Origin of the sequence: Deinococcus actinosclerus (assembly GCF_001507665.1) — a bacterium.
Lineage (GTDB): Bacteria > Deinococcota > Deinococci > Deinococcales > Deinococcaceae > Deinococcus > Deinococcus actinosclerus.
In genome coordinates this window covers 526,189-552,500 of record NZ_CP013910.1, presented here as the reverse complement: position 1 = coordinate 552,500, position 26,312 = coordinate 526,189, and the positions used below count along the sequence as shown (strand labels likewise).

Below are 26,312 nucleotides of genomic sequence, written 5' to 3'. Positions count from 1 at the left end.
GACGGCCTGATGCCGGTGCCGCAGGGGCCGGGCACGGGCGTGACCCTGGACCGGGAGTTCGTGTCGGGCGTGGCCGAGGTGCAGGAGGAATTCCGCGCGTGATCCGCGTGCCGGTCGAGGGGCGGGCGTTCCCGGAGTGGAGTCCGCCGGGGTTCGTGATCCGCGAGGTGGTGGACCCCTGGGCGTTCCGGGCGCTGGAGGGCGTGCAGGTGGCCGCGTGGGGCTACGCCGACCGTGAGGTGACGCCGGGCACACTGTTCCGGATCAGCGGCGTGACGGGCGGGATCGTGCTGGGGGCGTACCCGGTGGACCAGCCGGAGCGGCCGGTGGGGCTGGCGTTCGGCTTCCCGGCGCTGCAAGGCGGCGCGGTGTGGCATCACTCGCACCTGCTGGCCGTTGATCCGGCCTGCCGGGGCTCGGGACTGGCGGTGGCGCTGAAGGACGTGCAGCGGCGGCTGGCGCTGGAGCAGGGCCTGACCCGCATGACGTGGACCTTCGATCCGCTGGTGACCCGGAATGCCCGCCTGAACCTGGGGAAGCTGGGGGCCGCCGCGCGGACGTACCTGCCGGACTGGTACGCGCTGGAGGAGGACCGAGCCGGGGCGTTTCCGGCGGACCGCCTGCTGATCAAGTGGGATCTGGCGCGCGGCCCCCTGGAACGTCCGGCCCCGCCCCCGGAGGGGCTGCGGGTGCTGGAGGCGCGGGGGGACGTGCCGGGCACGGCTCTGCCTCTGGAGGGTGAGGTGCTCCTGGCCCCGACGCTGCTGGCCGAGGTGCCGCTGCGCGTGGACGCTCTGCCGGAGCCCGTGCGGCGCGCGTGGCGGCTGGCGCTGCGTGAGGTGCTGGGCGGGGCGCTGGCGCATGGCTTCGCGGTGGTGGATCTGGCGCGCGAGGGGGAGCGGGCCTTCTATGTGCTGCGCCGCGAGGGCTGAGCGGGCACTGTTCAGAACCCTCCAACCGTGTTATGTTATTTACATAAGGAGGTCAGATGCTACACATTGAATTCACCACCGACCTGGGCGCGAAAGTCACCGTGGACGTCGAGAACGCCTCGGCACTCCTCGACACCCAGCGCCAGTACGGCCGCCTCGGCTGGACCAGCGGCGAGATCCCCAGCGGCGGCTACCAGTTCCCCCTGGAGAACGAACCCGACTTCGACTGGCACCTCATCGGCGCCCGCAAATGGACCAGCCCCGACGGCGAGGAACTCGTCATCCACAAGGGTCACGCCTACCGCCGCCGTGAACTCGAGGCGGTCGACAGCCGCAAGATGAAACTCCCCGCCGCCGTCAAATACTCCCGCGGCGCCAAGAGCACCGACCCCGAACACATCCGGGAGAAGAGCGACGGCGAATTCGAGTACGTGACCCTCGCCATCTTCCGCGGCGGCAAACGGCAGGAGCGCTACGCCACCCCCGGCAGCCGCCCCGGCACGCCCACGCAGGCCCCCACCCAGGCGGCGCGTCCCGCCCCCACCCGCCCGGCCCCCGCACTGGCCCGGCCTGCCCCGACCCGCGCGGACGACGAACCACCGTTCTGACGGAGGCAGTGGGCAGTAGGAAGGTGAGTGGAAAAGGCAGGAAGGGCACCCCAGATCGGCGGTGCCCTTCCTCTTGTCCCACTCCCTACTGCCCACTCCCCACTACCTACCGCCCACTGCCCGTTCAATCACCGCGCGGACGTCGGCGGGCTGCCACCCTTCAGGCTTGAGGATCTTCCCGTCGGCGCGGCGTGGTCCGCTGGCTTTCGTGAGGTTGGCGCGGTGCACCTCGGCGAACACGGCGTCGGCATCCAGGCCCAGGCGGTCGAAGGCGCCGTACGTGACGTACAGCAGGTCGGCCAGTTCGTGCGCCAGGGCGGTCAGGTCGCCAGGAGCCAGGGTCTCCCCGGCGTCCAGTCGGGCGGCGAGGGACTGGAATTCGGCGTCCACCTCGGCCGCCTCCTCCTGGATGAGGGTGCGGCGCAGCGTCAGCAGGTCGCGGTCCGGAGGCGTGGGGGTGTCGCGGCGGTCCTCGCCGATGGCGTCGTGAAAGTCTCGCAGGTGCCGGGCGTTCGTCTTGGGGGCCTGACTGGTCATCCGGTCATGCTAGCGGCCCGGCCACAGGCTGCGGCGCGGGGCGAGGTCGGCGTCCGTGACGGTCACCCGCGCCACGCCCCCGGTGACGGGCACGGGGAGGTTGAGCTCTATGCGGCGGCACACGCGTTCACGCAGCCCGCACACGAACAGCGGCCCCCGCAGGCTCACCTCTCCGGCAGGCGCGGCGGGCAGGGTCAGCCGGACGGGCAGCAGCAGCCCGAAGGACTCCGGGTGGGTGACGCTGGCCGGGCCGCGCAGCCGCAGCGGCCGGGGCGCACCGCCCGCGACGTGCAGGCTCAGGGCGCTGGGGGCCTCGCGGTTCACCAGGACGGCCCGCAGGTCGAACCTCACCTCGACCGTCAGGGGGGCGGCCCCGGCGACGCCCGCACTCAGCAGCAGTGGGGCCAGCAGGCGGGGCAGCAGGGCGCGCATCCCGGGCAGCCTAGCAACCCGCGTCGGGCAGCGGGGCCTCAACAGACTGACGCCCCGGAGGTGGGGTCCGGGGCGGTCAGGGGAAGCTCTGGTTGGGTCAGGTTGAAGGACTTGCACCTTCCGCGCACTGGCCGGGTGGCCTGCGACCTGCTCGCGCGCCCGTTGGTGAAGAGGTGGGCGTCTCCCTCTCGGCCTTCGCCCCGTGGGGGCGACCTCACCAGGCCGAGGCGAAGTATGCCCCGTGACTGTCAGCGCCGCATGTGCCGGATCTACAGCCAGCCTTAAGCTAATTGGCGCAGCCCGACACTGTTCCAGTCGTCACAAATCCGTCTTCTGCCCGCAGTTCCGTACACCTACAGGTCCACGACGTGGTACCCGTACGCGTTGATGACCCGCGCGCCGCTCTCCGGGTCCAGGTACTCCAGTTTCTTCCCCTCGTACTCGTGGATGTGCCCGTGCACGACCAGCCGGGGGTGACGGCGACCCATGAACGCGTTGATGTCCGGGCAGCCCCGGTGCGCGTAGTCACTCCCGGCGTGCGGGCCGGTGGGGGGCGCGTGCGTCAGCAGGACGTCCACGCCGCGCCGCGCCTGCCACGCCAGCCGCCCCAGCCCCCAGCGGGCCTGCGCGCGGGTGTACTGACCCTCGCCGTCACCGCGGTAGCGCGGCACGCCGCCCCAGCCCGCCACGCGCAGCCCGGCCTCCTCGACCACGCGGCCGTGCGCGGCGATCACGCCGCGTGGAGGAATGCGGCCGTCCCCCTCGTTCACGTACTCGTTCTCGTGATTGCCGTGCACGTAGATGATGGGCACCGTGAGTTTCGTCGCCAGGAACTCCAGGTAGTAGCCGGGCAGGTCCCCGGCGGCCAGCACCGCGTCCACCGCGGGCACGCCCTGCGGGAACGCCGAGCGGTACACGAACGGGTGGACATGATCGGCCAGCACCATCACCCGCTTCCCCAGCGGGGCGCGGGACAGGGGGGGCAGGGCAGGGGGCGTCATGGGGGCGCAGTCATGGGGGACAGGGGGGCGCTCCGGCCGGTCCGGAGGCGGGTGAAACGCGGTGATGATGGCCGAGTGTACCGCCAGTCCCGGTCAGTCGGGGCCGCGTGTCTAACGGCGCAGGGTACCGTGCGGGGGATGCCTGCACTCCTCACGCCCCGTTTACTCCTGCTGCCCCTGTGCCGCGCGGTGCTGGCCCGCCGCCTGGAGACCGACACCTTCACGCTGCCCCTGGACGGCCCGGACGGGCCGCTGGACGTGCGGTTCGGGCCGCAGTGGCCGGGCGACCCGCTGTCCGTGTTCCCGGTCCTGCTGGCAGCCCTGACCGGGCAACAGGGAGAGGTGGCGGGCTCGTTCATCGCCGCGCAGCGGGACACCGGCGAGGCGGTCGGGATGCTGGGCACGAAGGCGCCCCCCTCGCCGGACGGCGCGCAGGAGATCGGGTACGGGTTCAACCCGGCGGTGTGGGGGCAGGGTCTGGCCACCGAGGCGGTGGGAGCGCTGGTGGCGCACCTGCACGCGGGGCCGCGCGTGCGGGCCGTCACTGCCGAGACGGCCGTGAGCAACCCGGCCAGCGCGCGGGTCCTGACGAAACTGGGCTTCCGGCCGGTGGGCACCGGCCACAGCGACGAGGACAGCCCGCTGATCCTGTGGTCGCACACCGCCACCTGAGCACTCGTCAGCATGACTATGCACATGAATACTCAGCGCCTCTCATCTGGACGCGGCAGGCGGAAATAATGTTGCAGCCGTAAGGCATACCGCCCCGGACCCCTTAGGCTGGAGTGCATGAACCTCTCGATTCTGGGTATCCCGATGGACCTCGGGGCGGGCCGCCGTGGCGTGGACATGGGCCCGTCCGCGCTGCGCAACGCCCACCTGACCCGCGCGCTGCGCGACCTCGGCCACAGCGTGACCGACCTGGGCGACGTGCGCGTGGCGCTGCCCGAGACGGCGGACAAGCACAGCGAGGGCGGCATGGTGTTCCTGGACCCCATCCTGGACGCCTGCCAGGGCACCCGCGACCGGCTCGCGGCGCTGCCGGAGGGCACCTTCCCGCTGACCATCGGCGGGGACCACAGCGTCAGCATGGGCACCGTGACCGGCAACGCCCTGCGCGGGAACCCGGCGGGCGCGCGCATGGGCCTGATCTGGGTGGACGCCCACACCGACTACAACACGCCGGGCAGCAGCCCCAGCGGGAACATCCACGGCATGCCGGTCGCGCACCTGACCGGCCTGGGCGACCCGCGCCTGAGCGGCCTGGGCGGCGGCTGGCACATGCGGCCCGAGGACATCGTCATGATCGGCATCCGCAGCGTGGACCCCCACGAGCGTGAGCTGCTGCGCGAGGCGGGCATCAAGGCGTACACCATGAAGGACGTGGACCAGCTGGGCATCACCCGCATCCACGAGGAGACGATCGAACGCCTGAGCGGCACCGAGCGGCTGCACGTGTCCTTCGACGCGGACGCGCTGGACCCCGGCGTGTGCCCCGGCGTGGGCACGCCCGTCCCCGGCGGCCTGACGTACCGCGAGGGGCACCTGCTGATGGAACTGCTGTCCGAGTCGGGCCGCGTGACGAGCATGGACATCGTGGAGGTCAACCCGATCCTGGACACCCGCAACCAGACGGCGGAGGTCATGGTCGGCATGGCCGCCAGCCTGCTCGGCCAGCGCATCCTCTGATTCGGGATCCACGTGCCCTGCTTCCGACTTGATCGCGTTCCGTTGTCCCCTCTCCCCCTGTGAGACTCGTAGAGCTGCGCAGCAGTGGAGCGAAGCGGCGGAAGGGTGAGGGGGCCACCGGGCGACTCCGGATGACGTGGAATCACTTGAATCCCGTGTGATCTCCCCCATCCGGCCCCTGCCCCGCCCCGCGCGCGGCGGGGGCTTTGTGCACGGGGTCTCGACGGCCCCCCGCGCGGCGTGACATCCTGCGCGTCATGGTTGTCCTGCCCATCCGTTTCGAGCGCAGTCCCCGCCTGCATCCCATGCTGAGCGAGGTCGCGCACCCGGTGGGCACCCGCGTGGTCGTGCAGGGCAAGCGCGGCCCCGAGGTCGCGACCGTGCGCGGCGAGCCCACGCCGCCGCAGGAGCAGGAACGCTACGGCGCGGTGTTGCGCGCCGCCAGCCCCGAGGACGTGAGCCGCTGGGAGGAGCTGCACCGCACCGGTGAAGACCTGAAGTGGCTGCTGCGCGCCCGCGCCCGGCAGCGTAGCCTCCCGGTGAAGGTCGTGGCGGTCGAGTTCACGCTGGACGAGAGCCTCGTGACGGTCAGTTACAGCGCCGAGGAACGCATCGAGCTGACTGGCCTGATCAGCGAGCTTCGTGGGCACACCCGCGCCCGCGTGAACTTCGCGGCGGTCGGCCCGCGCGAGCAGGCGCAGATGATCGGCACGCTGGGCGCGTGCGGGCGCGAGAACTGCTCCTCGACGCACCTGCAGGACTTCGCGCCGGTCAGTATCCGCATGGCGCGCGACCAGCAGCTGCCGCTGAACCCGGAGAAACTGTCCGGGCCGTGCGGGCGGCTGCTGTGCTGCCTGCAGTTCGAGCACACCCAGTACCTGGATCTGCTCAAGGACCTGCCGCGCAAGAACGCCCGGGTGTGCCACGAGGGGAGCGGCGCGTGCGGGAAGGTCACGAAACTGCACCCGCTGGCCGGGACGGTGGACGTCACGACCGATCAGGGCGTCCTGACCGACGTGCCCGCCGCCGAGCTACGCCGCCTGACGGAAGCCGAGATCAAGGCGCTGCCCGAGACCGGCCGGGGCGGGGGCCGTCCGGGCAAACCGAACCGCGCGCCACGCGAGTAAGGCGGCGTGAGAAGGCGCCGCGCGGGGCGGTACACTCGCGCCAATGACCGCCACAGATCTGAGTGCCGTTGAAGCCACCCTGGCCGTCCCGGACGCCCTGACCCGCTGGGAGGCGTTCGCGCCGCGCGTGCAGGCGCTGCTGGACGCCCCGCTCAGCGCGGCGGACGTGCCCGCGTGGCTCACGCAGTGGAGCGACCTGAGCGGTGAGCTGCACAGCGTCGCGGCGAAACTGGCGACGCACGCCGACCTGCACACCGATCAGCCCGAGGTGCAGTCGCGCTTCCAGGCCTTCACCGGCACGGTGATGCCCGAGGCGGCGCGCGCCGAGCAGGCACTCAAGGAGAAGCTGCTGGCCGTGCCGGACTACGTGCCGGACGCCGGTTTCGCGCTGACGTACCGCCGCATGCGGGACGAGGCGGCGCTGTACCGCGAGGCGAACGTGGCGCTGGGCGTCACGCACGAGGAGCAGAAGAACCGCCACTCGGTGATCACGGGCAACCAGGGGGTCACGCTGCGCGGCGAGGCGCTGACCATCCCGCAGGCCAAGCAGCGCCTCGACCACCCCGTGCGCGCCGAGCGTGAGGCGGCGTGGCGCGCGCTGACCGAGAGCAACCTGGGTGTGGCGGCCGATCTGGACGGCGTGATGCGGGACCTGCTCGCCACGCGCTGGCAGCTGGCCCGCAACGCGGACGAGGCGAACTTCCGCGACTACCAGTGGAAGGTCCTGGACCGCGTGGACTACACGCCAGCAGACTGCGCCGCGTTCCACGAGGCCGTGCGGGACGAGGTCGTGCCCCTGACCGCGCAGCTGGCCGGGGACATTGCCGCGCAGCTGGGCCTGGACTCGGTGCGCCCCTGGGATTACAACCGCAACAACCTGCTCGACCCGCAGGGCCGCGCGCCGCTGGCGCCGTTCCAGACGGGCGCGCAGCTGGAGACGCTGGCGCAGGTGGCCTTCGACGCGCTCGATGCGGGCCTGGGCGCGCGCTTCGGGCAGATGCGCGCGGGCGGTCTGCTGGACCTGGAATCCCGCCCGGGCAAGATGACGCACGCGTACTGTCAGTACTTCCCCACTCACAACGAACCGTTCGTACTGATGAACGTGGTGGGCACCGCCGAGGACGTCCGCGTGCTGTTCCACGAGATGGGGCACGCCTTTCACGGCTTCTACAGCGGGGACGCGCAGCCGCTCGTGTGGAACCGCTGGAGCCCCATCGAGTTCGTGGAGATTCCCAGCATGGCCATGGAGTTCCTGACGCTGGACCATCTGGGGCACGTGTTCACGCCCGAGGAACTGAGCCGCTACCGCCAGAAGCAGCTGGAAGGTGTGATCGCGTTCCTGCCCTGGGCGGCGCAGATGGACGCCTTCCAGCACTGGCTGTACGCCGAGGCGCCAGAGGACGTCGGCACCGAGGCGCTGGACGCCAAGTGGCTGGAACTCGACCGGACCTTCCACCCGTTCGTGAACTGGGACGGTCTGGACGAGCGGGCCCGCGCGAAGGGCTGGCAGTACTACCACGTGTTCCAGGTGCCCTTCTACTACATCGAGTACGCCATGTGTTATCTCGCAGCGACCGGCATCTGGCGCGCCGCGCAGGCGGACCCGGCGGGCGCACTGGACCGCTACCGCGCCAGCCTGCGCCTGGGCAGCACCGTCAGCGTGCCCGAGCTGTACCGCGCGGCGGGCGTGGAGTTCCGCTTCGACCGCGAGCACATCCGGGGCCTGATGGCGTTCCTGCGCGGGCAGATGCAGGCCTGACCAGCAACAGCAGAAAGGGGGCCGCACATTCGCTGCGCGGCCCCCTTTCATGTGGTGGATCAGTACTGGTAGGTGGTGGTCTCGCTGACGTTCACGCGCACGGTGCGGTTCACGCCGCGGTCCACGGTCAGGGTGGCGGTGGTCGCGCCCTTCACGAGCGTGCCGGTGTAGCCGGTGGTCGTCTGACGGGTCTGCTGCAGGGTGTAGCCCATGTTCTGCAGGTCGCGGACCTTCTGGTCGTAGGCGCTGCGGGCCGGGTCCTGGATGGTGGTGCCGGCGATCGCGCCGAGCAGGTTGCCGATCAGGTCGAGGACCGGGTTGCCGCTGCTGACGGGCGCGGCGATGGGCTGCGCGAACTCGACGTTCAGGTTGGTGGTGCCGCCGGCGCGGATGGTGACGGTGGTGCTGAAGTCACTGTAGCCGGGGGCCTGCACCCGCACGGGGTAGCTGCCGGGGCGCAGGTTGCTGTAGGTGACGTTCGCGCCGCCCAGGCGCTGGCCGTTCAGGGTGACGGTGGCGTTGCCGACGTTCGTGCCGACGAACAGGCTGCCGGTGCTGACGGGGTTCTGCGCGGCGACGGTGTAGAACGCGGTGTCGCTCACCCAGCTGTTCTGGGGCAGGGGGTTGACCACGATGCTCAGCGCCTGGGCGAGGCCGGTCTGGCCGCCCTGGGTCTTGACGGTGGCGAACTGGTCCTGCGCAGTCTTGAATTCGCTGATCTGCGTGAGGTTCAGCGGGGTGAGGCTGGCCAGGGCCAGCACCTTGTTCTGCCCGATGGGGCCGCCCACGGTGTACGTGAAGTTCGCGCCGGCGGCGGGGAAGGTGGTGGTGGTGTTCGCCTTGACGAAGTTCTCGCCGCTCAGGCGGTTGGGGAGGATCTGGTCGACGCTGCCGTCGGGGTTCACGTTGAACAGGTACACGTACGCGTCGCGGTTGACGGTGGTGCTGACGCTGATCGGCTCGTCGATGCGGTACGCGGGGTTCTGGTTGCCGGTCGTGTCCTTGTTCACGCGCACGCTGACGCTCAGGTCAGGCTGGGTGGGGTTCACGATGATGCTCTGGGCGCTGATCTTCGCCTGGGCACCGGCGGTGCTCAGGGCAGCGGCGGTACCGAGGGCCAGCAGGGCAGTCAGGTTGCTTTTCATGAGACCCAGTGTGCCCGGAGCGCGTGACGGCAGGCTGACCGCACCTGATGGAAGCCTTGAGATTTCAGGAGAGGGGAAAGAGGGGGCGCGGCGGTCCCCGAGGATCACGGGCCGGGCGTCAGACGCGCCCGCCCCGGCTGTGGCCCTGCGTGACGCCCCGCGCGATCAGGTGCGCGGCCCGCAGCGGTTCCGGGACGCGGCCCGTGACGGTGAAGGCCCCCAGGGCCGCCTCGGCCTGCGCCAGCGTGAGCCCGGCGCGCTGCACGAACACCCCCGCGCAGGGCTCCATCGGCCCGGCGGCCTCGATCAGCGCCCACTTGCGCGCCCCGCCGGGCACGCGGGTCAGGAGGGCCGAGCGGATACGCGTCAGGTCCGGAGCGCGGCGCGCCACGACCAGCACGGGTTTGCCCGTCTGCGCGCGCAGCGCGTGCAGGTCCACGACGTTGAAGCCCGCCAGCGCGATGCCCTGGAGCAGGATGAGCTGGAGGTGCTCGGGCGAGGCGTTCACCAGCCGGGCCAGTTCGGGGGTGCTGTTGCGCCCGTCGCGCCGCACCCGGCCACTCACCACACCGTGCAGCGTGATGCGGGCGTACACGGTCCCGATGACCGGCACGTCACCCCGCCAGCCGTGCGCGAAGGGAGCGTCGTCAAACCCGATGGCATGCGCGAACACCCGCCCAGCGTAGCGTCCCGCAAGGGCCGATCTGGCCTATCCGCCCCCTCCGCCATCCGGCGCATGCCGCGCTGACGGGCTCAGGGCACACTGCTGGCATGACCTCCACTGCGCCCAACACCCCGGAGCCCCAGGCCATCCCGGCCCCCGGCTGGCCCGCCGCGCCCACCGTGACCCCCTTCGATCCTCACGCCGCCACCCCCGCCCAGCGCCTGGCCGTCGGGCAGCTGCTCGCCGACGCCTTCGCGCACACCCACCCGGACGACCCGGCCCTCCTGCCCGAAACCGAGGCCGTGGGCCTCACGCACCAGCTGCCCACCGAACGCAGCGCGCACTACGCCGTGTGGGACGGCGAGCGCGCGCTGGCCTGGGGCAGCCTGTCGTATGACCTTACGCAGAACACCCACATGGCCCACCTGCGCCTCACCGTGCACCCCACCGCCCGCCGCCAGGGCCTGGGCCGCGCGGTCCTGACCCGGCTGCTGACCCACGCCGACGAGCTGGGACGCGGCACCCTCACCTTCGGCACGAGCAGCCGCAGTCCCGCCGGGGAAACCTTCGCGACCACGCTGGGCGCCCAGCCCGCCCTGCCGATGCGCCAGAGTCGCCTGGACCTCACCGCCCTCGACCACGACCTCCTGAGCCGCTGGCAGGCCCGACCCGACAGCGAGCCGTTTCACCTGCACCTGTGGCAGCGCGTCCCGGACGACTACCTGACGCGCGTGGCGGACATGATGATGGTCATGAACACCGCCCCCAAGGGTGACCTGGAGCAGCAGGACTGGACGATCACACCCGACATGATCCGCTCCTGGGAAGCCATGATCGAGGAGGCGAACGAGACCCGCTTCATGATGGCCGTCGAGGACACCCGCACCGGAATCCTCGACGCGTACAGCGAGGTCTTCTGGATGCCGGAGCGCGCCGCACTCGTGTACCAGGGCGCCACCGCCGTCCGACCCTCCGCCCGCGGCCAGGGCCTCGGCAAATGGGTGAAAGCCGCCATGCTGAGCCACGTCCTGCACGCCTGCCCCGGCGCCCGCTGGGTCCAGACGAACAACGCCAACGAGAACGCCCCGATGCTCGGCATCAATGTGGCCCTGGGCTTCACGCCGTACAGCACCTTCACGGAGTGGCAGCTGAAACGGGGTTGATCCGAATTCCGTCTGTTTCGTGAACACAACCGTTTGGACGTGACGGCTTGTGGCTGCGCCTGCGGCGGGCTGCCCCACCCCCCAGCCCCCTCCGCAAGCGGCTCATCCGAGTCCCCCAGAGGGGCAGGGGGCGTTTTCGCTGCGCCCGGCAGGTCTTTCTCTGGCGTTTCTGGTGAGTGACCGGCGGGTTCGGCCACTGATGGGGGTGCAGACCTCCGGGTTCGCTGCGGGCGCCCCGCGCGCTGCGCGCCCAGGAACGAGTGCGCCTACGCCAACGAATCAAGATGAGCGAGGGGCCGCCCCGAGCGGTCAGGGCCAGTGGCGACGGGCTCGGTTGCCACAACGGTTGTATGGCTCCCAATCTTGGTGCGTCCCAGAAAGTTCTACTTTTTCTCGCTTTTGCAAAGGCGTGGGGTTCACAAGTCGATCAGCGGGTCGCGTCAAGTTGTGCAGCCAGCGGCCGCAGACCACCACTGGCCGTCGTGCGCGCAGCGCGCGGGCCTTGCGGGGGGCGGGACTCGCAGAGCTGCGCAGCAGGGGATGGCGTCGGAGCCGGACCCGTCAGCGCCCACGACACCTCCGCCACACGAGTCAAAACTCTTGCCCAGTGTAACGCCGCTCCCCCGTCACCCTGGGGATGGGGGCTGGGGGGTGGGGTAGCCCGCCGCCAGGCGCAACCAGTCCACCGTCAGTCCATCAAGCACGAGCCATCCTCTCCCCAGCTCCCGGGCGCAGCGCCAGCGCGGTGAACAGGCTGCCCAGCAAGCCGAGCAGGAGGAGTGCGGCGGCCATGCCTGCTCCGCCGATGGCGGCGCCTGCCGGGAGGCCCAGCGCGGCCACCCACTTGCTGATGGTGAACACCTGGCCGTGCGTGGCGAGGTACGCGCCCCGGCGGCCTTCGGGGATCAGGTCGGCCAGCAGGGCCTGCCGGGTGGGCACGTACAGCAGTTCGCCGACGCTGAGGATGACGGACGCGGCGATCAGGGTGGGCAGGTGGGTACTGAAGGCCAGTGCGGCGAAGCCCAGCGCGAACAGCGCGAAGCCCGCGTGCATGGGGCGGCGCGGGTCGCGGCCCGTGAGCCAGCGGGCGACCGGGGCGGTCAGCGCGACGATCATCAGGGTGTTCACGGCGGTGAGGACGCTCGCGGCGCGCACGCCGTCCAGCGTGACGCCCAGCCAGTCGGCGCGGGGGAAGTGCTGGGCGAGGTGCACGGCGATGTGGGTGGTGCGGGTGAATTCGATGCTCAGGATGAGAATGCCGCCCAGCACGAACAGGAGGAAAGGGCGGTCGGTGACGACCTGCGCGTAGCTGCGCAGCAGGGGTTTCAGGCCCAGGTCCGCGCGGGCGGTGGGACTGGCGGCGCGCGTCTCGGTCATCAGGGCGAAGCACAGCGCGGCGGTGATGACACTCATGCCGACGAGCAGCGCCAGCAGGAGCGTGAAGTGGTCGCGGTACAGCCAGCCGCCAGCCAGCGTGCCGATCAGGATGCTGAGGTTCACCGCCCAGTAGTTCACGGCGTACATGAACGTGCGGGTCTCGGGGGTGCTGACGTCGACGAGCATGGCCTCGGCGGCGGGATTGATCAGGCCGCCGGAGACGTTCACGAGGAGCAGCGTGGCGAACGTCACCCAGGGGTTGGGGCCGTGCAGGTTGCCCAGGAGCATCAGGGTGAAGGCCAGAAGTTTCAGGCCCTCGCCGGTCAGGAGGGTGCGGCGGCGGCCCAGTGCGTCGGTCAGCGCGCCGCCGTACAGGCCGGCGAGGAACTGCGCGACGCCCGCCGCGAGCAGGAGCGTGCCGGCGAGCGCGGCGCCCAGGTGCGCGGTGAAGTAGATCGCCATGAAGGGAAAGACCATGCTGCCCACCACGCGGCTGAGGAACGACGTGGTGATGCGGGTTTTCACGTTCGGGTGCAGGGTGCGCCACATGCACCCAGGGTCGCGCAGGCGCAAAGGGGAAAAAAGACGCATAGTGGCGTGGTGGTGTCCCCTTTTCCGTCTGCCCCGCCTGCACCGGACTGGCCGTACCTGAGCCTGCGCGCCGCGCTGCACGCGCGCGACGGCGTGCGGGACAGGCACTCGCTCACGCTGGCGGACGCGCAGGTGTGGTGGGGGTGCAGTGACCGCACCGCGAAACGGCAGCTCTCACGCCTGCACGCCGCCGGGCGGCTGACGTACACGCCGGGGCGCGGGCGCGGGCATACCTCCCGCGTGGCCTTCACAGGTGCGCTGGAGGAGGAACTGGCGGCCCTGACGGCCCATCTGGCGGCGGCGGGCGCAGCGGCGGAGCTGGCGCGGCTCTCACGGCTGGGCTTCCCGCGCGCGTGGGTGCTGACGGACGCGGTGCGCGGCGCGTTCGGGCTGGGAGTCAGCCCGGCGGGCACGGACCGCCTGCGCACCGTGGTCACGCGGCCCCTGACCAGCCTGGATCCGCTCACCGTGAACTCGGCGGCGGAGGCGCATCTGCTCACGCAGGTGCTGGACCCGCTGCTGCTCTTCGACCCGCAGGCCGGGACGCTGCGGCCTCACCTCGCGCACCACTGGGGCACACCGGACGACGGGCGCACCTGGGTCTTTCACCTGCGTAAGGGGGTGAGTTTCCACCACGGGCGGACGCTGGACGCGCAGGACGTGCAGTTCACGCTAGAGCGGGTGCGGCGCGGCGCACCGTGGTACCTGGGCGGCGTGACGGCCGTGCAGGCGCCCACACCGTTCACGGCGCAGGTCACGCTGGACCAGCCGGACCTGTTCTTTCCCCGGCGGCTGGCGCACGAGCAGGCGCTGATCCTCCCGCGCGACGTGCCCTTCGACGAGCGCCGACCGGTGGGCACGGGCGCGTTCCGCTGGCACGCGCTGGAGGGCGGGTTCCGGCTGGAGGCCTTCGATGCGCACTTCGCGGGGCGGCCCCTGATTGACGAGGTGGAGGTGTTTCTGGTGCCCGAGCTGCGTGGGGACGCGCCGCCCACCCTGGACGTGACGGGCGCCGCCCCCACCCCGATCATGCAGGGCCCGATCATGCAGGGCCCGGTCGAGAGCTGGGTGCCGGAGAACAGCGTGCATTTCCTGATCTGGAACGCCCACCGGCCCGCCGCGCGGTCGGCAGCGCTGCGCGCGGCGGTGGTTGAGCTGCACGACATCCGCGCGTTCTGGCAGGAGGCGGGCCGGGCCGAGCGGCTCCTGCCCGCCACCTCGTTCCTGCCACGCCGCAGCCTGGGCCACCCACCCCGCGGGCACTCGCTGGCGCGGGCGCAGGCGCTGCTTCAGGAGGCCGCGTACGCCGGGCCGCCCCTGCGCGTCTGGGTGCTCGACCTGCCCGGCGCGCGGCAGGAGGCCGAGTGGCTCGCCGCGCGCGCCGCCCGCCTGGGGCTGCCGGTGCAGGTCATCCCGGCGCCGCTTGACGCCCTGCCGGACGCCGGGGACGCCGTGGACCTCGCGTTCATGGGTGAGATCGCCGGGTCGGACGAGCATCTCTCGTTCTGGTCGGCGCTGAAGCAGCCGGAACTGCTGTTCCGCCGCCTGCTGCCCCCGGACGTGCTGCGCGACGTGGACGCCCTGCTCGACGGCTACCGCACCGCTCCTGTCGGGGCTGCCCCTGAGCACGCCGCGCTGGAGGCCCTGATGACCTGCGTGGAGGCGCGTCTGCTGGGCGGCCATCACCTGCACCTCACGCATCACCGCGTCAAGCGCCGGGCGGTGCACCCGCTGATCCGGGACGTGCATCCGGACGCGTATGGCCGGATCGATTTCAAGCGCCTGTGGCTGGGGGACGCCCGCGCGTGAGGCGCGCTGCGCTACGCTGCGGCGCATGAGGGTCGCCGTTGCGGATGTGGGTACCAATTCCAGTCACCTGCTGATCGCGGAGGCCGCGCGTGGGGACGCGGGCGGGTACCGGGTGCTGGACGCGCTGAAGGACCGCACGCGGCTGGGCGAGTGCCTGGACGCGGCGGGGAACCTGACGCCGGAGGGCGAGGACCGGCTGGCGTCGGCGCTGACGCGCTTCCGGGCGCTGGCGTCGGGGGCGGGCGTGGCGGAGGTGCACGTGTGCGCCACGAGCGCGCTGCGTGAGGCCCCGAACGGACCGGAGGTCGCGTCGCGGATGCTGGCCCGGACCGGGGTGTACCCGGCGATCATCAGCGGGGTGCGGGAGGGGGAACTGACGTACCTGGGCGCGGCGCACGCCGTGGAACTGGGCGAGGACAGCGTGCTGCTGGACCTGGGTGGCGGCAGTCTGGAATTTGCGCGGGGGAACGCGGCGCGGGCGCTGGACGTGCTGAGCCTGCCGCTGGGCGCGATCCGCATGCGGGACGCCCACCTGCGGGCCGATCCGCCGGGGCGGCGGGAACTGGCGGCGCTGGACGCGGCCGTGCGGGAGGCGCTGGCGTCCCATGCGGACCGCTTCCGGGTGCGGCCGGGCACGCGGGTGGTGCTCTCCAGCGGCACGGCGGAGGCGGCGGCCGAGGCGATCCTGGCGCGGCGGGGCGAGGAGGCGCGCGGCGTGAACGGCACGCGCCTGAGTGTCGCGGAGCTGGGCGAGCTGCTGGAACACGTGCGGGGTCTGAAGGGCGCGGCGCGGGCGCGGGTGCCGGGCCTGGAGCGCCGGGCGGATACGGTCGTGGCGGGGCTGGCGACGCTGCACGCGGCGCTGGTCACGCTGGGCGCGCAGGAGTTCACGGTCAGCGAGGGCGCGCTGCGCGAGGGCATGCTGATCGAGGAGCTGACGCGGCTCGAAGCGTACAGTTCGTCGATCAGTGCGCGGCAGCGCAGCGTGCTGGGCATGGCCGAGCGCTTCGGGGCGAACCTGTCGCACTCGCGGCAGGTGGCAGCCCTGGCGCGCGAGCTGCTCTCACGCCTGCGGGCGCTGGGCGCAGAGCTGGGTGCGGAGGGCGAGGCGCGCAGCGTCCTGACGGCGGCGGGCGCGCTGCACGAGGTGGGGCAGATCGTGGCGCAGAGCGCGCACCACAAGCACTCGGCGTACCTGATCCGCCACGCGGAGCTGCGGGGCTTCACGCCGCGGGAGATCGAGCTGGTGGCGCTGCTGTCGCGCTACCACCGCAAGAGTGCACCCAAGCCGTCGCATCCGGAGTTCGCGGCGCTGAGCGCGGCGGATCAGGCGCTCGTGACGCGCTGGGTGGCGATCCTGCGGGTCGCGGACGGCCTGGACCGCTCGCATGCGGGCGCGGCGCGCGTGACCGGCCTGACCCGCACGCGTGACGGCTGGCAGCTGGGCGTGCAGGGCGCCACCCCGCTGGACCTGGAGGGCGCGCGGGAGAAGGCGGACGTGTGGGCGCGCGCGTTCGGTCCGCTGACCCTGAAGGCCGAGTAGCGCGCCGCAGGGCGTGGGGGCGGCGGGTATGCTGGGCGGCATGAAGGACGCCCCGCCCGCCGCCCAGCCTGCCCTGTCCCCGGCCGTCACCCCACCGGCACTGCCGCAGAACATCCTGAGCATCCAGTCGTGGGTGGCCTACGGGCACGTGGGGAACGCCGCGGCCGTGTTCCCGCTGCAGCGCCTGGGGTTCGAGGTCTGGGCGATCCACACGGTGCAGTTCAGCAACCACACCGGGTACGGCGCGTGGACCGGCGCGGTGTTCCCGCCCGAGCAGGTCGCGGACCTGATCGACGGGATCGAGGCGCGCGGGGCGCTGGGCGACTGCCACGCGGTCCTGAGCGGGTACATGGGCAGCGAGGGCACGGTCGCGGCGGTCGTGGACGCCGTGCGCCGCGTGCGTGAAGCCAATCCGGCGGCGCTGTACGCCTGTGACCCGGTCATGGGTGACGTGGGGCGCGGCGTGTTCGTCCGCCCGGAACTGCCGGACCTGATCGCCGCGCAGGCGATTCCCGAGGCGGACCTCGTCACGCCGAACCAGTTCGAGCTGGAACTCCTGACCGGGCACACGGTGGACACGCTGGAGCACGCGCTGGAGGCGGCGCGTGCGCTGCGTGAGCGGCTGCGCCCGGGTGGGCCGAGGATCGTGGTGGTGACCAGTCTGGTGCGCAGCGGCGCGCCTCAGGAGAGCATCGAGACGCTAGTCGTCACGGACGGCGGCGCGTGGCTGTGCCGCACGCCGCTGCTGCCGCTCGACCCGCCGCGCAACGGCACCGGCGACGCCATCGCGGCGCTGTTCCTGGGCCACTACCTGCGCGGCGGGGACGCCGCCCAGGCCCTGAGCCTGTCCATGAGCGCCCTGTACGCCCTGCTGCAACGCACGCACGTGGCGGGCACCCGCGAGATTCAGCTCGTCGCCGCGCAGGACGAGTTCCTGAAGCCCGCGCGGGTGTTTGAGGCGCAGCAGGTCGGCTAGCGGCAGCTTTGTGAGCCACGTCTCAGCTTCCGGTCAGGGCCAGACCAACGGGCGTTGCGGCCGTTCTCATGGTGAGCGTGGCAGGGCAGGAAAGACTGATCTGCATGAAACACATTCTGTTCCCGACGGCGGCTGCGGCCGATGCCTTCACTGCTGACCTCCAGGCCCAGGGCGTCATCGCCCCCACGATGGGGACCAGCACCTACACCCGCCGCAGCGCGAACGCGGGCACCGATGCCACTGGCACCACGACCTACGGCGACACCGGCCGCACGGACATGGACGGGCGCGGCTCACTGACCATGGAAGGTGACGGCGTGGGCGGCACCCCTGAGGACGCCGGTGCGGGCGCCGTCAAGGGTACGGGCGTGGGCGCCGTGGTGGGCGCCGCGGCAGGCATCCTGGCGACCGGCGCGACCATCGCCACGGGCGGCCTGGCCCTCCCGGTGATCCTGGGCATGACCGCGCTGGGCTCAGGCGTGGGCGCCGCAGTCGGTGCGACCGGCGGCGCGATGGGCGTCGACGAGACCGGCACGACCGACGACCGCTACGACGTGGACGACACCTACTACGACCGCATGGACCAGACCATCAACAGCGGTGGCCGCGTGGTCGCGGTGCATGACAGCGTGCCGCAGGACGTGCTGATGGACGCCGTCGCCCGCCACGGCGGCGAGATCGTGGACAGCGGCGCGCGCCGCTCCGACTACGTCGCCTCGATGTAATCCACCGCACGATGACGAAGCCCCCGGGTCGACCGGGGGCTTTGTCATTGTGGCGTCAGGAGGGGCGGGGCGGATGGGGCAGCGCCACCTTGTGGAACCAGAAATTCCCCAGGGTCTGGATGACCTCCACGAACTCCGCGATGGACACCGGTTTGGGGATGTAGGCGTTCGCATGCAGGTTGTAGCTGCGCCAGATGTCGCTCTCGGCGCGGCTGGTGGTCAGGACGATCACGGGAATGCTGCGCAGCTCCCCGTCCTCTTTCAGGATGTCCAGCAGTTCCAGCCCGGTCATGCGGGGCATGTTCAGGTCCATCAGGATCACGTCGGGGCGCGGGGCGCCCGCGTGTCCCTCGCTGCGGCGCAGGAAATTCAGGGCGTCCACGCCGTCGCGGGCGTGGCTGAGACGGTGCGGGAAGTGCGCCTCCTCGAAGGCTTCCTGGGTGAGCATCACGTCGGCAGGGTTGTCCTCGACGAGCAGGATCTCGACTGGTCTGGTGGTCATAGGGGGGCTCCGGTGGGGGCGGGCGTCAGCGGCAGCGCCAGATGGAAGGTACTGCCCTGGCCGGGGGTGCTGTCCAGCCACAGGTCACCGCCGAGCTGCTCGGCGGCGCTGCGCGTGACGGCCAGGCCGATGCCGCTGCCCGTGTACTCGTCCATGCCGTGCAGGCGCTGGAACACCCCGAAGATCCGCTCGTGGTATTCCGGGGCGATCCCGATGCCGTTGTCCTGCACGTGAATCACCCAGCGCTGCGCCTCGCGCTCGGCACTCACGCGCACGCGCGGAGGCACGCCGGGACGCTGGAATTTCAGGGCGTTGCCGATCAGGTTCTGCAGGGCGTGGCGCAGCAGGTCCGGGTTGCTGCGCAGGGTGGGCAGCGGGCCGATGTCGACCTGCGCGCCGCTGCCCTCGATCTGCACGCTCAGATCCGTGACGATGTCCCGGGCGAGACCCTGGAGGTTCACCTCCTGCGTGATGCGCGGGGCCTTGCGCACGCGCGAGTACGCGAGCAGATCCTGAATCAGGGTCTTCATGCGCAGCGTGGCCGAGGTGGTGAAGGCGATGTACTGGTCGGCGCGGTCGTCGAGCTGTCCCTGGTAGCGCCGGGCGAGCAGTTCGGTGTAGCTGCCGATGGTGCGCAGGGGTTCTTGCAGGTCGTGGCTGGCGACGTACGCGAACTGTTCGAGTTCGCGGTTGCTGCGTTCGAGGTGGGTGTTGCTGGCCTGCAAGGCCTCGGCGGTGGCGCGCAGCTGCCCTTCGCGTTCCTGCACGGCGCCCGCCATCGCGTCAAACTGCGCGCCCAGCTGCGCGAGTTCCCGCACGGGCATGGGCGGGGTGCGGCGCGCGTAGTCCCCCTGCGCGATGGCCTGCGCCGCGCCGTTCAGGTTCAGCACGGTGCGGCTGACCGTGCGGGTCACGCGGTAGGCGGTCAGGATCAGCAGCGTGATGCTGAGCAGCAGGCCCCCCGCGCTGACCCAGCGCACGCGGCTGAGCAGGGTGCGGCTCTGATCGGCGGCGGTGTTCAACCGCACGGTCTCGTTGGTGGCCATGATGTCCAGTACGGCGCGGGCGTCGTTCAGCAGGGTGCGCCCCACGCCGTTGCTGACCCGCGCGGCGGCGCGTTCCAGGGAGTCCCGGCGCACGCGGATCTCCGGCTGCGCCGACTCCTCGTCCCAGCGGGCCACGATCGCCTGCACCCGCCCCAGGTTGCTGCGCTGCAGCGGCGTGACGCTCAGGTCGTGCAGCGCGAAGACGTCGGCCTGGAAGGCCAGCTTGCCGTCCCCGTAGGGTTGCAGGAAGTCGTCCTGGCCGGTGATCACGAAGCCGCGCTGCCCGTTTTCCATGGTGGAGACCTGCTGCGCGAGGTCCGTGATGAGCTGCAGTCGGGTCTGGGCGTCGAGCACCTGGTTGAGCGCCTGGTCGTTCTGGTTCACCCCGTAGGCAACCAGAACCCCGACGCCCAGCAGCAGCGCGAAGGGCAGCGCGAAGGGCCGCAGCAGCACCTGCCGCAGGCTGGGCGCGGCCCGTGAGTGGATCGCCGCGTCTGACACTGCAGGCTCGGCGAGAGCAGGAACGGCCGACATTGCCGGGCATTCTAGACCAGCCGCGCACCCGGCAGGCCACAGCGTCCGAATCGCGCCCGGGGAATTTTGAACCCGGTTCACCGGCGCGGGGTACAGTGGACGCATGACATTCCAGAACGTGAATCTCACCCACGCGGGTGAGGTCGCCACGCTGACCCTGACGAGCAAGAAGGGCAGCATGGGCCCGACCTTCTGGCCCGAGATCCCCCGCGTCCTGACCGAACTGGGCGGCGCCCGCGCGCTGATCCTGCGCGGCCAGGACCTCTTCAGCGCCGGCCTGGACGTCCGCGCCAGCGCTCCCGTCATCGCCCCCACCCTGGGTGACCCCGAAGCCTTCGCCACGGTCGTTGCCGAGATGCACGCCGCCATCGACGCGTTCGCCGCGCTACCCATCCCGGTGATCGCCGCCGTGCACGGCTGGTGCATCGGCGCGGGCCTGGAACTCATCAGCGCCTGCGACCTCCGCATCGCCAGCGCGGACGCCCGCTTCAGCCTCCCCGAGGTGAAACTGGGCATCACCGCCGACCTGGGCGGCCTGCAACGACTCCCTCACCTGATCGGCACCGGCCGCACGGCACACCTCGCCCTGACCGGCGACCCCATCGACGCGCCCACCGCCGAACGCTGGGGCCTGATCACCGAAGTCCTGCCCAACCCGGACGCCCTGTTCGAGCGGGCGAACACCCTCGCCGCCGGACTGGCCACCCTGCCGCCCCGCGCGGTCGAGGGCACCAAACGCACCCTGCAGGACCGCCTCCCCCACGCGCAGAGCCTCGAACAGGCGGTCCGCTGGAACGCGCAGCACATGACCGCCGAGGGCCTCGCCCAGGCACTGAAGTAGGGTCGAGGGACGAGGGTCGAAGCGTCAAAGCCCCTCATCCCCATCCATCTTCAACCCCTTAGACCCTCAGACCTTTCGACCCTCAGACCCCTTCAAGGAGCCCCACCATGAGCCAGACCCCCGGTACCCTCCAGCCCGGCACCGCCGACAGCACCTTCCGCCCCGACCTCCTGCAGAGCAAGCACGCCCTGATCACCGGGGGCGGCAGCGGCATCAACCTCGGCATCGCGCAGAGCCTCGCCGCGCACGGCTGCAAGGTCACCATCCTGGGCCGCAACCTCGAGAAAGCCCAGACGGCCGCGCAGGGCATCAATGACGCGGGCGGGCAGGCCATCGGCGTGAGCGCCGACGTGCGCGACATCGCCGCCCTCCAGGCCGCCGCCGAACAGGCCGTCGCGACCTTCGGGCCCATCGATATCGTCCTGGCAGGCGCCGCCGGGAACTTCCCCGCACCCGTGGACGGCATCAGCCCCAACGGCTTCAAGACCGTCGTGGACATCGACCTGCTCGGCACGTACAACACCATCAAGGCCTGCGCGCCCCACCTGACGACCCCCGGCGGGAACGTCCTCTCGATCAGCGCGTACGGCGTGCCCGTCCCCATGCAGGCGCACGTCGTCGCCGCGAAGGCCGGCGTGGACGCCCTGACCCGCACCCTCGCCGTCGAATGGGGCCTGCGCGGCATCCGCGTGAACGCCATCATCCCCGGCCCCATCGACGGCACCGAGGGCATGGCCCGCCTCGCGCCCGACGAACGGACCCGGCAGCAATTCATGAGCACCGTCCCGCTGGGCCGCTTCGGCATTCCGCAGGACATCGCCAACGCCGCCCTGTTCCTTGTCAGTGACGCCGCCAGCTACGTCACGGGCGTCATCCTGCCCGTCGACGGCGGCCAGAACATGCTCGGCGGCGCCCCCCAGTACCAGATGTACCAGCAGATGGGCCTCGCCCTGCCCAGAAAGGACTGAGCCGGGCTCTGAGCTGTGGGCTGTGAGGAATGAGCAGGCATCCTCCGAGCCCACAGCTCACCTGCATGCCCGTGCCGTGCCCGCTGCCGCTACGCTGCGGGCATGTCTGCGGTCACGCTGCCCACGCACCAGCACCTCTCGGCTCTGCGGGGGGCGGCGCTGCTGGCCTGTCCCGACTGGTCGGGGGTACAGCAGGTGAATCTGGACGGGCTGGGCCTGCGCGCGCTGCCGGAGCGGGAGGCCGCGCCGGACCTGACGGTCTTCAGCGTGTACGACAACGCGCTGACGGGCGTGCCGGACTGGGTGTGGACGCGCGGCGGGCTACGGACGCTGAACCTGTCCGCGAACCGTTTCACGGCGCTGCCAGCCGCGCTGGGCGACCTGCGCGAGCTGCGGATGCTGGACCTGGGCCACAACGAGCTGACAGCCCTGCCGGACGTGTTCGGCGGGCTGGGTCGGCTGGCGTTCCTGTACCTGAGCCACAACCGACTGACCACCCTGCCGGAGTCCATGCGGCACCTGGGCGCCCTGACGTACCTGAACGTGACGGACAACGCCCTGACGCGCCTGCCCGGATGGCTGGGCGACCTGAGTGCCCTGACGGAACTGCGGCTGTACGGCAACCCGCTGGAGGCCCTGCCGGACAGCCTCGGGGGGCTGGGTGAGTTGCGGGAGCTGCACGTCATGAACGCCCGCCTGACCGCGCTGCCCGCCAGCCTGGGCAGGTGCGGGGCGCTGGAGGTGCTTGACCTTCAGGGCAACGCGCTGACGGACCTGCCGGATTCACTGGGGCAACTTTCCCGCCTGACGACCCTGAACCTGCGCTTCAATGCGCTGACGCACGTTCCGGACGCGCTGGAGAACCTGAAGGCGCTGCACACCCTGGACCTGCGCGCCAACGGGCTATCCACCCTGCCGGAGGGGCTGGCGCACCTGCCCGCCCTGCGGAAACTCGACCTGCGCTGGAACCGCATCGAACGCCTGCCAGCCGCCTTCGACACGCTGGTCGCGCGGGGCACTCAAATCTATCTGTAGGGGTACTTCAGCATGTCTGACGACTTTGAGATCATCGTAGGGCCAGCTCACAGCTTGACCTAGAGTGCCGTCTTTTTACGGTACACAAGGAGCAGAGCTGACAGCGCCCCCAGGCATGTAAAGCAGAGGCCAGTAAGGACGCCGTCCCAGGAACTAAACAAGGATGATTGATTTTGCGATTCCCACAACAGAACACATCTCTTCATCCCATCAAACAGAGTGAAAAGTCCGCCTAGTCCAAGATAGAATGCAGCAAAAATCGTTCTTTTATACGTAAAAGTGTCGTCAGCATATCTATCGACTTTATAATCCGACGCCACCTGTAAATAAAATATAAAGCCTGCGACAAAGCATGCACAAGCCAAGAGGGATGCAACTCCAGAGATCAACATGGCTGTGGGCACGCAATGGTTAAGTCCGAGGTTCAGACATTGACTTCCGGAAGCTCTGACCAGCGTCAGCCGCCCCCCTAGGTGCAACACGACACCCAGGGTAGAGAAGCCGCGCCAAGCCATCCGCATGAAGCCAATCTAAATCAGATGAGGCCACTCTGCACACCAACATGAGACAAGAAATGGGTCATTTAGCCCCACCGCAACACATGGCCGCTCATCAGACCGATTGGTTTCCTGCTCCACGAATCGTTTCCACTTGGATTGACCGACAGATTCAGTCCATTCGACTGCCGTCCATTTGGCTGCCAAGCAAAGCGTTCACATCTCCTGGTTCAGCGCCCACAGCCCCTCATTTGCACAGGTCGGTCGTGCAGATCTCCACCTGGGCGGAGTCCCGGCTGGCCTGCACGACGAGCTTCAGGGTGAGCTGGCCGTTCTCGTAGGCGTAGCTGTCGCCGGTGGTGCCCGGCAGGGCCGCGGGGGTGACTTTTTTCAGGAGGTTGCGGTTGTCGATCCACCAGTCGCGGTAGATGCGGGGCTCCGCAGCGGCGGGCAGCGTGACGGTCAGGGTGTCGCCGGGCTGGCGGTTCTGGAGGCCGAGGCGCAGGTGGGGGCTAGCGGCGCTGGGGGTCAGGGTGTAGGTCTGGTTCAGGCGGGCGCTGGTGCTGAAACTGGTGAAGTTGCCCGGCGTCCCGGTGAGGCTGACGGTGCCGTGCGGGCCGGTCACGGTGACGGGGGCGAGCTTGCCGCCGGTGACGTCCTGCAGCCACAGGCGGGTGTACGCGCCGGGGCAGGTGCTGGCGTTCCAGCCAGCGTTGGGGGTGCAGTCGGGCGCGCCTTTCAGGAGGGGGCTGGCGGTGACGGTCAGCCCGGCCGTGCCGGTGACGGTGCCGTCGGTGTCGAGGAACGTGGCGGCCTTGTCGCCGTCCCTGTCGGGTTGCGCGGCCGGGAAGTACACGCGGGGGCTGGCGTCGGCCCAGCGGAGGTTCAGGGCGTTGTTGGTGGGGACGACGCTGAAGGCATTCTTCGTGAGGTACCCGAGCCCGCTGGCCTGCCGGGTCGCGTCGGGCGTGAAGCCGGCGAGGGCCGCGCCGTCGATGGTGACGTGCCCGTCGTAGAACTGGTAGCCACGAATGGGGAAGCCGGGGTCCCAGGGGCGCGGCAGGGCGCGGCCGCCGGTGCCGGTGGGTTCCCAGCCCTCAGGCTGGCCGAGGTTGGGGGTCTCGCCGATGAGAAGGCCGCCCCTGAGGGTACTGGCGTCGCTGGCGAAGGTCGCGCCGACGCCGTTGTCCGCGAGCGTGGCGTTCAAGAGGACGTGGCCTTTCCCGCGCAGCCACACGCCGTGGTCTCGGTTCTTGTAAGCGGTGAAGTCACTCAGGGTGGCGGTGACGGGCGCACTCTTGGGGTCGCTCGGGGTGGTGACGGGCGCGTAATACGTGACCTCGGTGGTGCCGTCCGCTTTCGGGCCATTGTCGAGGTTCAGGCCGCGGTCGGTGCTGTGCGCCGTATTCCCGCTGAAGTCGCCCAGGGGAGTGCGGCGGGGCCAGAGGTCGGTCCTCGCGGAGGCGAGCCCGGTGGGGTGCTCGGGGAACGCGAGCCAGAAGCCGGTGCCGTCCACCCCGGCGGCCACGTTGTTCCTGACGGTGTTGGCGGGGTGAGTGATCCAGTACCCGGCGGGGCGTTTGTCGCTGTCGAGCAGCGGCGTCTGCCCCTGTTTGGCGTCGGGCGCCCTGACGCGCGTGACGAGGTTCCCGCTGAGGGTGTTGCCGGTCTCGTCGCCGTCTTCCAGGAAGAGGCAGTGGCCGATATTGTCGAAGGTGACGTTGTCCTGCACGCGCAGGTCACGGGTGCCGTGGACGACCACGCAGCGGTTGTACGACTCGTGCACGCTGCTGCCCCGCAAGTACGAGGCGGGGGCGCTGCCCAGCTGGTGGAAGTGCACGGGGTAGCGGCGCAGGGTGTTCAGCTGCCCCACGCGGGTGAATTCCGCGCCTTCGATGCGGGCCTGGGCGGCGCCCATGATCATGACGTGCGCGCCCACCCGGGTCTGCGTGGCGTCGTCCGTGGCGGCCACGCGGACGTTCCGGGTCAGGAGGCCCACCTCGGCGCGTTCGTTCACGCTCAGGCCCGCGACGGTGATCGGGTCGCCCCAGTGCGTGTACCTCAGGGGTGCGGCCAGGGTGACGGCGCTGCCGCTGACGCGCTGCACGGTGACCTGCTCGGTCTGGTTCGCGTTAAAGTCCGTGCTCGTCACGGTGAGGCTGTCGCCGGGCTGCCAGTCGGGGGCGCGCTCCAGGGTCAGGGTGGTGCTGCCCCGGCGGGCGGTGGCGTTCAGGCGCGTCCAGGCGACCCGCGGCTGCCCGTGGAGTTCGAGGGTGCCGTCCATGACGCCCAGCACACGGTCACCCATGCTCATGACGTCCTCGCCGGGGACGGCGTTCGTCAGGAGGATCTCGGCGTGGTGCGTGAAGGGCTTCGCCTCGCTGCCCACGCGCAGTTCGCCGTGCACCATTAGCCACTCGGCGCGCAGGGTACGGTCGGCACTGTCGTCGAACTCCAGCACAGTGCCGGTGGGGATGGTCAGGCCACCCAGGTCGGGCGGGGTGGTGTCCAGCAGGACGCGTTTCCCGGCGGGCAGGGTGATCTGCTGCCCAGCGGCCGGCAGCACGCCTCCCCAGGTGGCGGGATTGCTCCACTTCACGGTGGGCAGCGCTGCGGCCGGGCTGGTCGGGGCCGGGGCAGACGGCGCAGGCGCAGGCGGGGTGGGCGCCCCCGAGGGTGGCGTGCTGGTGCCGCTGCCGCCGGAGCCCGAGCCGCAGGCGGTCAGGAGGGCCGTGAGAAGCAGGACAGTCGCGGAGCGGCGCACGGGCATGAAGGAATGATAAACGCGCGGTCAGCAGGGGGGCGTGAAGG

24 protein-coding genes (1 of these 24 running past the window's edge) are annotated in these 26,312 nt (G+C 70.8%); 15 read left to right on the top strand and 9 right to left on the bottom strand.

Going from position 1 to position 26,312, the window contains the following annotated elements; genetic code table 11:
• The 3 genes in view from menC to AUC44_RS02645 are tightly spaced (at most 56 nt apart) and all read left to right on the top strand, a layout consistent with a single transcriptional unit that may run on beyond the window.
• Positions 1 to 102, top strand: the 3' end of a protein-coding gene (menC, locus tag AUC44_RS02655) for an o-succinylbenzoate synthase (RefSeq protein ID WP_062157278.1). It extends 1,008 nt beyond the left edge of the window; the window shows 102 of its 1,110 coding nt (coding positions 1,009–1,110); its start codon lies beyond the left edge, outside the window; the stop codon is at positions 100 to 102.
• Positions 103 to 107: 5 nt separating this feature from the next.
• Positions 108 to 932: a hypothetical protein gene (locus AUC44_RS02650; protein WP_062159637.1), complete on the top strand. Its 825-nt coding sequence runs from the start codon at positions 108 to 110 to the stop codon at positions 930 to 932.
• A gap of 56 nt (positions 933 to 988) precedes the next feature.
• Complete coding sequence (locus AUC44_RS02645; protein ID WP_062157277.1) at positions 989 to 1,540, top strand: single-stranded DNA-binding protein; 552 nt, start codon at positions 989 to 991, stop codon at positions 1,538 to 1,540.
• Positions 1,541 to 1,642: 102 nt separating this feature from the next.
• Here AUC44_RS02645 and AUC44_RS02640 read toward each other — a convergent pair whose 3' ends face one another.
• From AUC44_RS02640 to AUC44_RS02630, 3 genes are all read right to left on the bottom strand, one after another.
• On the bottom strand, positions 1,643 to 2,077 hold the full coding sequence (locus tag AUC44_RS02640) for a dUTP diphosphatase (protein WP_062157276.1): 435 nt from the start codon (positions 2,075 to 2,077) through the stop codon (positions 1,643 to 1,645).
• Between the two features lie 9 nt (positions 2,078 to 2,086).
• Positions 2,087 to 2,509: a hypothetical protein gene (locus AUC44_RS02635; RefSeq protein WP_062157275.1), complete on the bottom strand. Its 423-nt coding sequence runs from the start codon at positions 2,507 to 2,509 to the stop codon at positions 2,087 to 2,089.
• A 353-nt stretch (positions 2,510 to 2,862) separates the two neighbouring features.
• Complete coding sequence (locus AUC44_RS02630; protein WP_062157274.1) at positions 2,863 to 3,510, bottom strand: metallophosphoesterase family protein; 648 nt, start codon at positions 3,508 to 3,510, stop codon at positions 2,863 to 2,865.
• A gap of 138 nt (positions 3,511 to 3,648) precedes the next feature.
• Between AUC44_RS02630 and AUC44_RS02625 the strand changes: the two genes are divergently transcribed.
• The 4 genes from AUC44_RS02625 (at position 3,649) to AUC44_RS02610 (ending at position 8,085) form a co-directional block, all read left to right on the top strand.
• Complete coding sequence (locus AUC44_RS02625) at positions 3,649 to 4,182, top strand: GNAT family N-acetyltransferase (protein ID WP_062157273.1); 534 nt, start codon at positions 3,649 to 3,651, stop codon at positions 4,180 to 4,182.
• A gap of 117 nt (positions 4,183 to 4,299) precedes the next feature.
• Entirely contained in the window at positions 4,300 to 5,199 is a 900-nt protein-coding gene (gene rocF / locus AUC44_RS02620; protein WP_062157272.1) for an arginase, read from the top strand.
• A 257-nt stretch (positions 5,200 to 5,456) separates the two neighbouring features.
• The gene (locus AUC44_RS02615) at positions 5,457 to 6,326 is read left to right on the top strand and encodes a PSP1 domain-containing protein (RefSeq protein ID WP_062157271.1); all 870 of its coding nucleotides are present in this window, start codon (positions 5,457 to 5,459) and stop codon (positions 6,324 to 6,326) included.
• Between the two features lie 43 nt (positions 6,327 to 6,369).
• On the top strand, positions 6,370 to 8,085 hold the full coding sequence (locus AUC44_RS02610) for a M3 family oligoendopeptidase (protein ID WP_062157270.1): 1,716 nt from the start codon (positions 6,370 to 6,372) through the stop codon (positions 8,083 to 8,085).
• Between the two features lie 59 nt (positions 8,086 to 8,144).
• On the opposite strand, the gene AUC44_RS02605 is transcribed toward AUC44_RS02610, so the two are convergent.
• Together AUC44_RS02605 and AUC44_RS02600 are read right to left on the bottom strand one after the other, a co-directional pair.
• Complete coding sequence (locus tag AUC44_RS02605) at positions 8,145 to 9,230, bottom strand: DUF4384 domain-containing protein (RefSeq protein ID WP_062157269.1); 1,086 nt, start codon at positions 9,228 to 9,230, stop codon at positions 8,145 to 8,147.
• A gap of 118 nt (positions 9,231 to 9,348) precedes the next feature.
• Positions 9,349 to 9,903 carry an endonuclease dU gene (locus tag AUC44_RS02600; protein WP_062157268.1) on the bottom strand — a complete coding sequence of 185 codons (555 nt, stop codon included), beginning with the start codon at positions 9,901 to 9,903 and terminating at the stop codon, positions 9,349 to 9,351.
• 98 nt (positions 9,904 to 10,001) lie between these two features.
• On the opposite strand from AUC44_RS02600, the gene AUC44_RS02595 reads away from it, so the two are divergent.
• A complete protein-coding gene (locus tag AUC44_RS02595) occupies positions 10,002 to 11,057 on the top strand; it encodes a GNAT family N-acetyltransferase (protein ID WP_157445142.1) in 1,056 nt (351 codons plus the stop codon).
• A gap of 696 nt (positions 11,058 to 11,753) precedes the next feature.
• On the opposite strand, the gene AUC44_RS02590 is transcribed toward AUC44_RS02595, so the two are convergent.
• Positions 11,754 to 12,983, bottom strand: a complete 1,230-nt coding sequence (locus AUC44_RS02590) for an MDR family MFS transporter (RefSeq protein ID WP_062157267.1) — start codon at positions 12,981 to 12,983, stop codon at positions 11,754 to 11,756.
• Between the two features lie 51 nt (positions 12,984 to 13,034).
• Between AUC44_RS02590 and AUC44_RS02585 the strand changes: the two genes are divergently transcribed.
• The 4 genes from AUC44_RS02585 to AUC44_RS02570 all read left to right on the top strand — a co-directional run bounded on the left by AUC44_RS02585 (position 13,035) and on the right by AUC44_RS02570 (position 18,078).
• Positions 13,035 to 14,834, top strand: coding sequence for an ABC transporter substrate-binding protein (locus AUC44_RS02585; RefSeq protein WP_062157266.1), 1,800 nt, complete (start codon positions 13,035 to 13,037; stop codon positions 14,832 to 14,834).
• 25 nt (positions 14,835 to 14,859) lie between these two features.
• Positions 14,860 to 16,377 (top strand): Ppx/GppA phosphatase family protein, encoded by a 1,518-nt coding sequence (locus tag AUC44_RS02580; RefSeq protein ID WP_062157265.1) that lies wholly within the window; start codon positions 14,860 to 14,862, stop codon positions 16,375 to 16,377.
• A 40-nt stretch (positions 16,378 to 16,417) separates the two neighbouring features.
• Entirely contained in the window at positions 16,418 to 17,353 is a 936-nt protein-coding gene (gene pdxY, locus AUC44_RS02575) for a pyridoxal kinase PdxY (protein ID WP_062157264.1), read from the top strand.
• A gap of 104 nt (positions 17,354 to 17,457) precedes the next feature.
• On the top strand, positions 17,458 to 18,078 hold the full coding sequence (locus AUC44_RS02570; protein WP_062157263.1) for a hypothetical protein: 621 nt from the start codon (positions 17,458 to 17,460) through the stop codon (positions 18,076 to 18,078).
• A gap of 55 nt (positions 18,079 to 18,133) precedes the next feature.
• Here the strand turns inward: AUC44_RS02570 and AUC44_RS02565 are convergent, their stop codons facing one another.
• A complete protein-coding gene (locus AUC44_RS02565) occupies positions 18,134 to 18,580 on the bottom strand; it encodes a response regulator (RefSeq protein WP_062157262.1) in 447 nt (148 codons plus the stop codon).
• Positions 18,577 to 20,160, bottom strand: coding sequence for a sensor histidine kinase (locus tag AUC44_RS02560; protein ID WP_062157261.1), 1,584 nt, complete (start codon positions 20,158 to 20,160; stop codon positions 18,577 to 18,579). Before AUC44_RS02560 ends, AUC44_RS02565 begins: the two co-directional genes overlap by 4 nt.
• Before the next feature lie 103 nt (positions 20,161 to 20,263).
• Between AUC44_RS02560 and AUC44_RS02555 the strand changes: the two genes are divergently transcribed.
• The 3 genes from AUC44_RS02555 (at position 20,264) to AUC44_RS02545 (ending at position 23,004) form a co-directional block, all read left to right on the top strand.
• Positions 20,264 to 21,001: an enoyl-CoA hydratase-related protein gene (locus AUC44_RS02555; protein ID WP_062157260.1), complete on the top strand. Its 738-nt coding sequence runs from the start codon at positions 20,264 to 20,266 to the stop codon at positions 20,999 to 21,001.
• Positions 21,002 to 21,108: 107 nt separating this feature from the next.
• The gene (locus AUC44_RS02550; protein WP_062157259.1) at positions 21,109 to 21,969 is read left to right on the top strand and encodes an SDR family oxidoreductase; all 861 of its coding nucleotides are present in this window, start codon (positions 21,109 to 21,111) and stop codon (positions 21,967 to 21,969) included.
• Between the two features lie 102 nt (positions 21,970 to 22,071).
• Entirely contained in the window at positions 22,072 to 23,004 is a 933-nt protein-coding gene (locus AUC44_RS02545) for a leucine-rich repeat domain-containing protein (RefSeq protein ID WP_062157258.1), read from the top strand.
• A 744-nt stretch (positions 23,005 to 23,748) separates the two neighbouring features.
• Here the strand turns inward: AUC44_RS02545 and AUC44_RS02540 are convergent.
• Positions 23,749 to 26,271, bottom strand: a complete 2,523-nt coding sequence (locus AUC44_RS02540; protein WP_062157257.1) for a G8 domain-containing protein — start codon at positions 26,269 to 26,271, stop codon at positions 23,749 to 23,751.
• Positions 26,272 to 26,312 lie beyond the last annotated feature (41 nt).

Excerpts from the sequence above, each read along its gene's own strand:
- AUC44_RS02645 (WP_062157277.1), top strand. The coding sequence starts at position 989 with ATGCTACACATTGAATTCACCACCGACCTGGGCGCGAAAGTCACCGTG.
- AUC44_RS02640 (WP_062157276.1), bottom strand. The coding sequence starts at position 2,077 with ATGACCAGTCAGGCCCCCAAGACGAACGCCCGGCACCTGCGAGACTTT.
- AUC44_RS02635 (WP_062157275.1), bottom strand. The coding sequence starts at position 2,509 with ATGCGCGCCCTGCTGCCCCGCCTGCTGGCCCCACTGCTGCTGAGTGCG.
- AUC44_RS02630 (WP_062157274.1), bottom strand. The coding sequence starts at position 3,510 with ATGACGCCCCCTGCCCTGCCCCCCCTGTCCCGCGCCCCGCTGGGGAAG.
- AUC44_RS02625 (WP_062157273.1), top strand. The coding sequence starts at position 3,649 with ATGCCTGCACTCCTCACGCCCCGTTTACTCCTGCTGCCCCTGTGCCGC.
- rocF (WP_062157272.1), top strand. The coding sequence starts at position 4,300 with ATGAACCTCTCGATTCTGGGTATCCCGATGGACCTCGGGGCGGGCCGC.
- AUC44_RS02615 (WP_062157271.1), top strand. The coding sequence starts at position 5,457 with ATGGTTGTCCTGCCCATCCGTTTCGAGCGCAGTCCCCGCCTGCATCCC.
- AUC44_RS02610 (WP_062157270.1), top strand. The coding sequence starts at position 6,370 with ATGACCGCCACAGATCTGAGTGCCGTTGAAGCCACCCTGGCCGTCCCG.
- AUC44_RS02605 (WP_062157269.1), bottom strand. The coding sequence starts at position 9,230 with ATGAAAAGCAACCTGACTGCCCTGCTGGCCCTCGGTACCGCCGCTGCC.
- AUC44_RS02595 (WP_157445142.1), top strand. The coding sequence starts at position 10,002 with ATGACCTCCACTGCGCCCAACACCCCGGAGCCCCAGGCCATCCCGGCC.
- AUC44_RS02590 (WP_062157267.1), bottom strand. The coding sequence starts at position 12,983 with ATGTGGCGCACCCTGCACCCGAACGTGAAAACCCGCATCACCACGTCG.
- AUC44_RS02580 (WP_062157265.1), top strand. The coding sequence starts at position 14,860 with ATGAGGGTCGCCGTTGCGGATGTGGGTACCAATTCCAGTCACCTGCTG.
- pdxY (WP_062157264.1), top strand. The coding sequence starts at position 16,418 with ATGAAGGACGCCCCGCCCGCCGCCCAGCCTGCCCTGTCCCCGGCCGTC.
- AUC44_RS02570 (WP_062157263.1), top strand. The coding sequence starts at position 17,458 with ATGAAACACATTCTGTTCCCGACGGCGGCTGCGGCCGATGCCTTCACT.
- AUC44_RS02565 (WP_062157262.1), bottom strand. The coding sequence starts at position 18,580 with ATGACCACCAGACCAGTCGAGATCCTGCTCGTCGAGGACAACCCTGCC.
- AUC44_RS02560 (WP_062157261.1), bottom strand. The coding sequence starts at position 20,160 with ATGTCGGCCGTTCCTGCTCTCGCCGAGCCTGCAGTGTCAGACGCGGCG.
- AUC44_RS02555 (WP_062157260.1), top strand. The coding sequence starts at position 20,264 with ATGACATTCCAGAACGTGAATCTCACCCACGCGGGTGAGGTCGCCACG.
- AUC44_RS02550 (WP_062157259.1), top strand. The coding sequence starts at position 21,109 with ATGAGCCAGACCCCCGGTACCCTCCAGCCCGGCACCGCCGACAGCACC.
- AUC44_RS02545 (WP_062157258.1), top strand. The coding sequence starts at position 22,072 with ATGTCTGCGGTCACGCTGCCCACGCACCAGCACCTCTCGGCTCTGCGG.
- AUC44_RS02540 (WP_062157257.1), bottom strand. The coding sequence starts at position 26,271 with ATGCCCGTGCGCCGCTCCGCGACTGTCCTGCTTCTCACGGCCCTCCTG.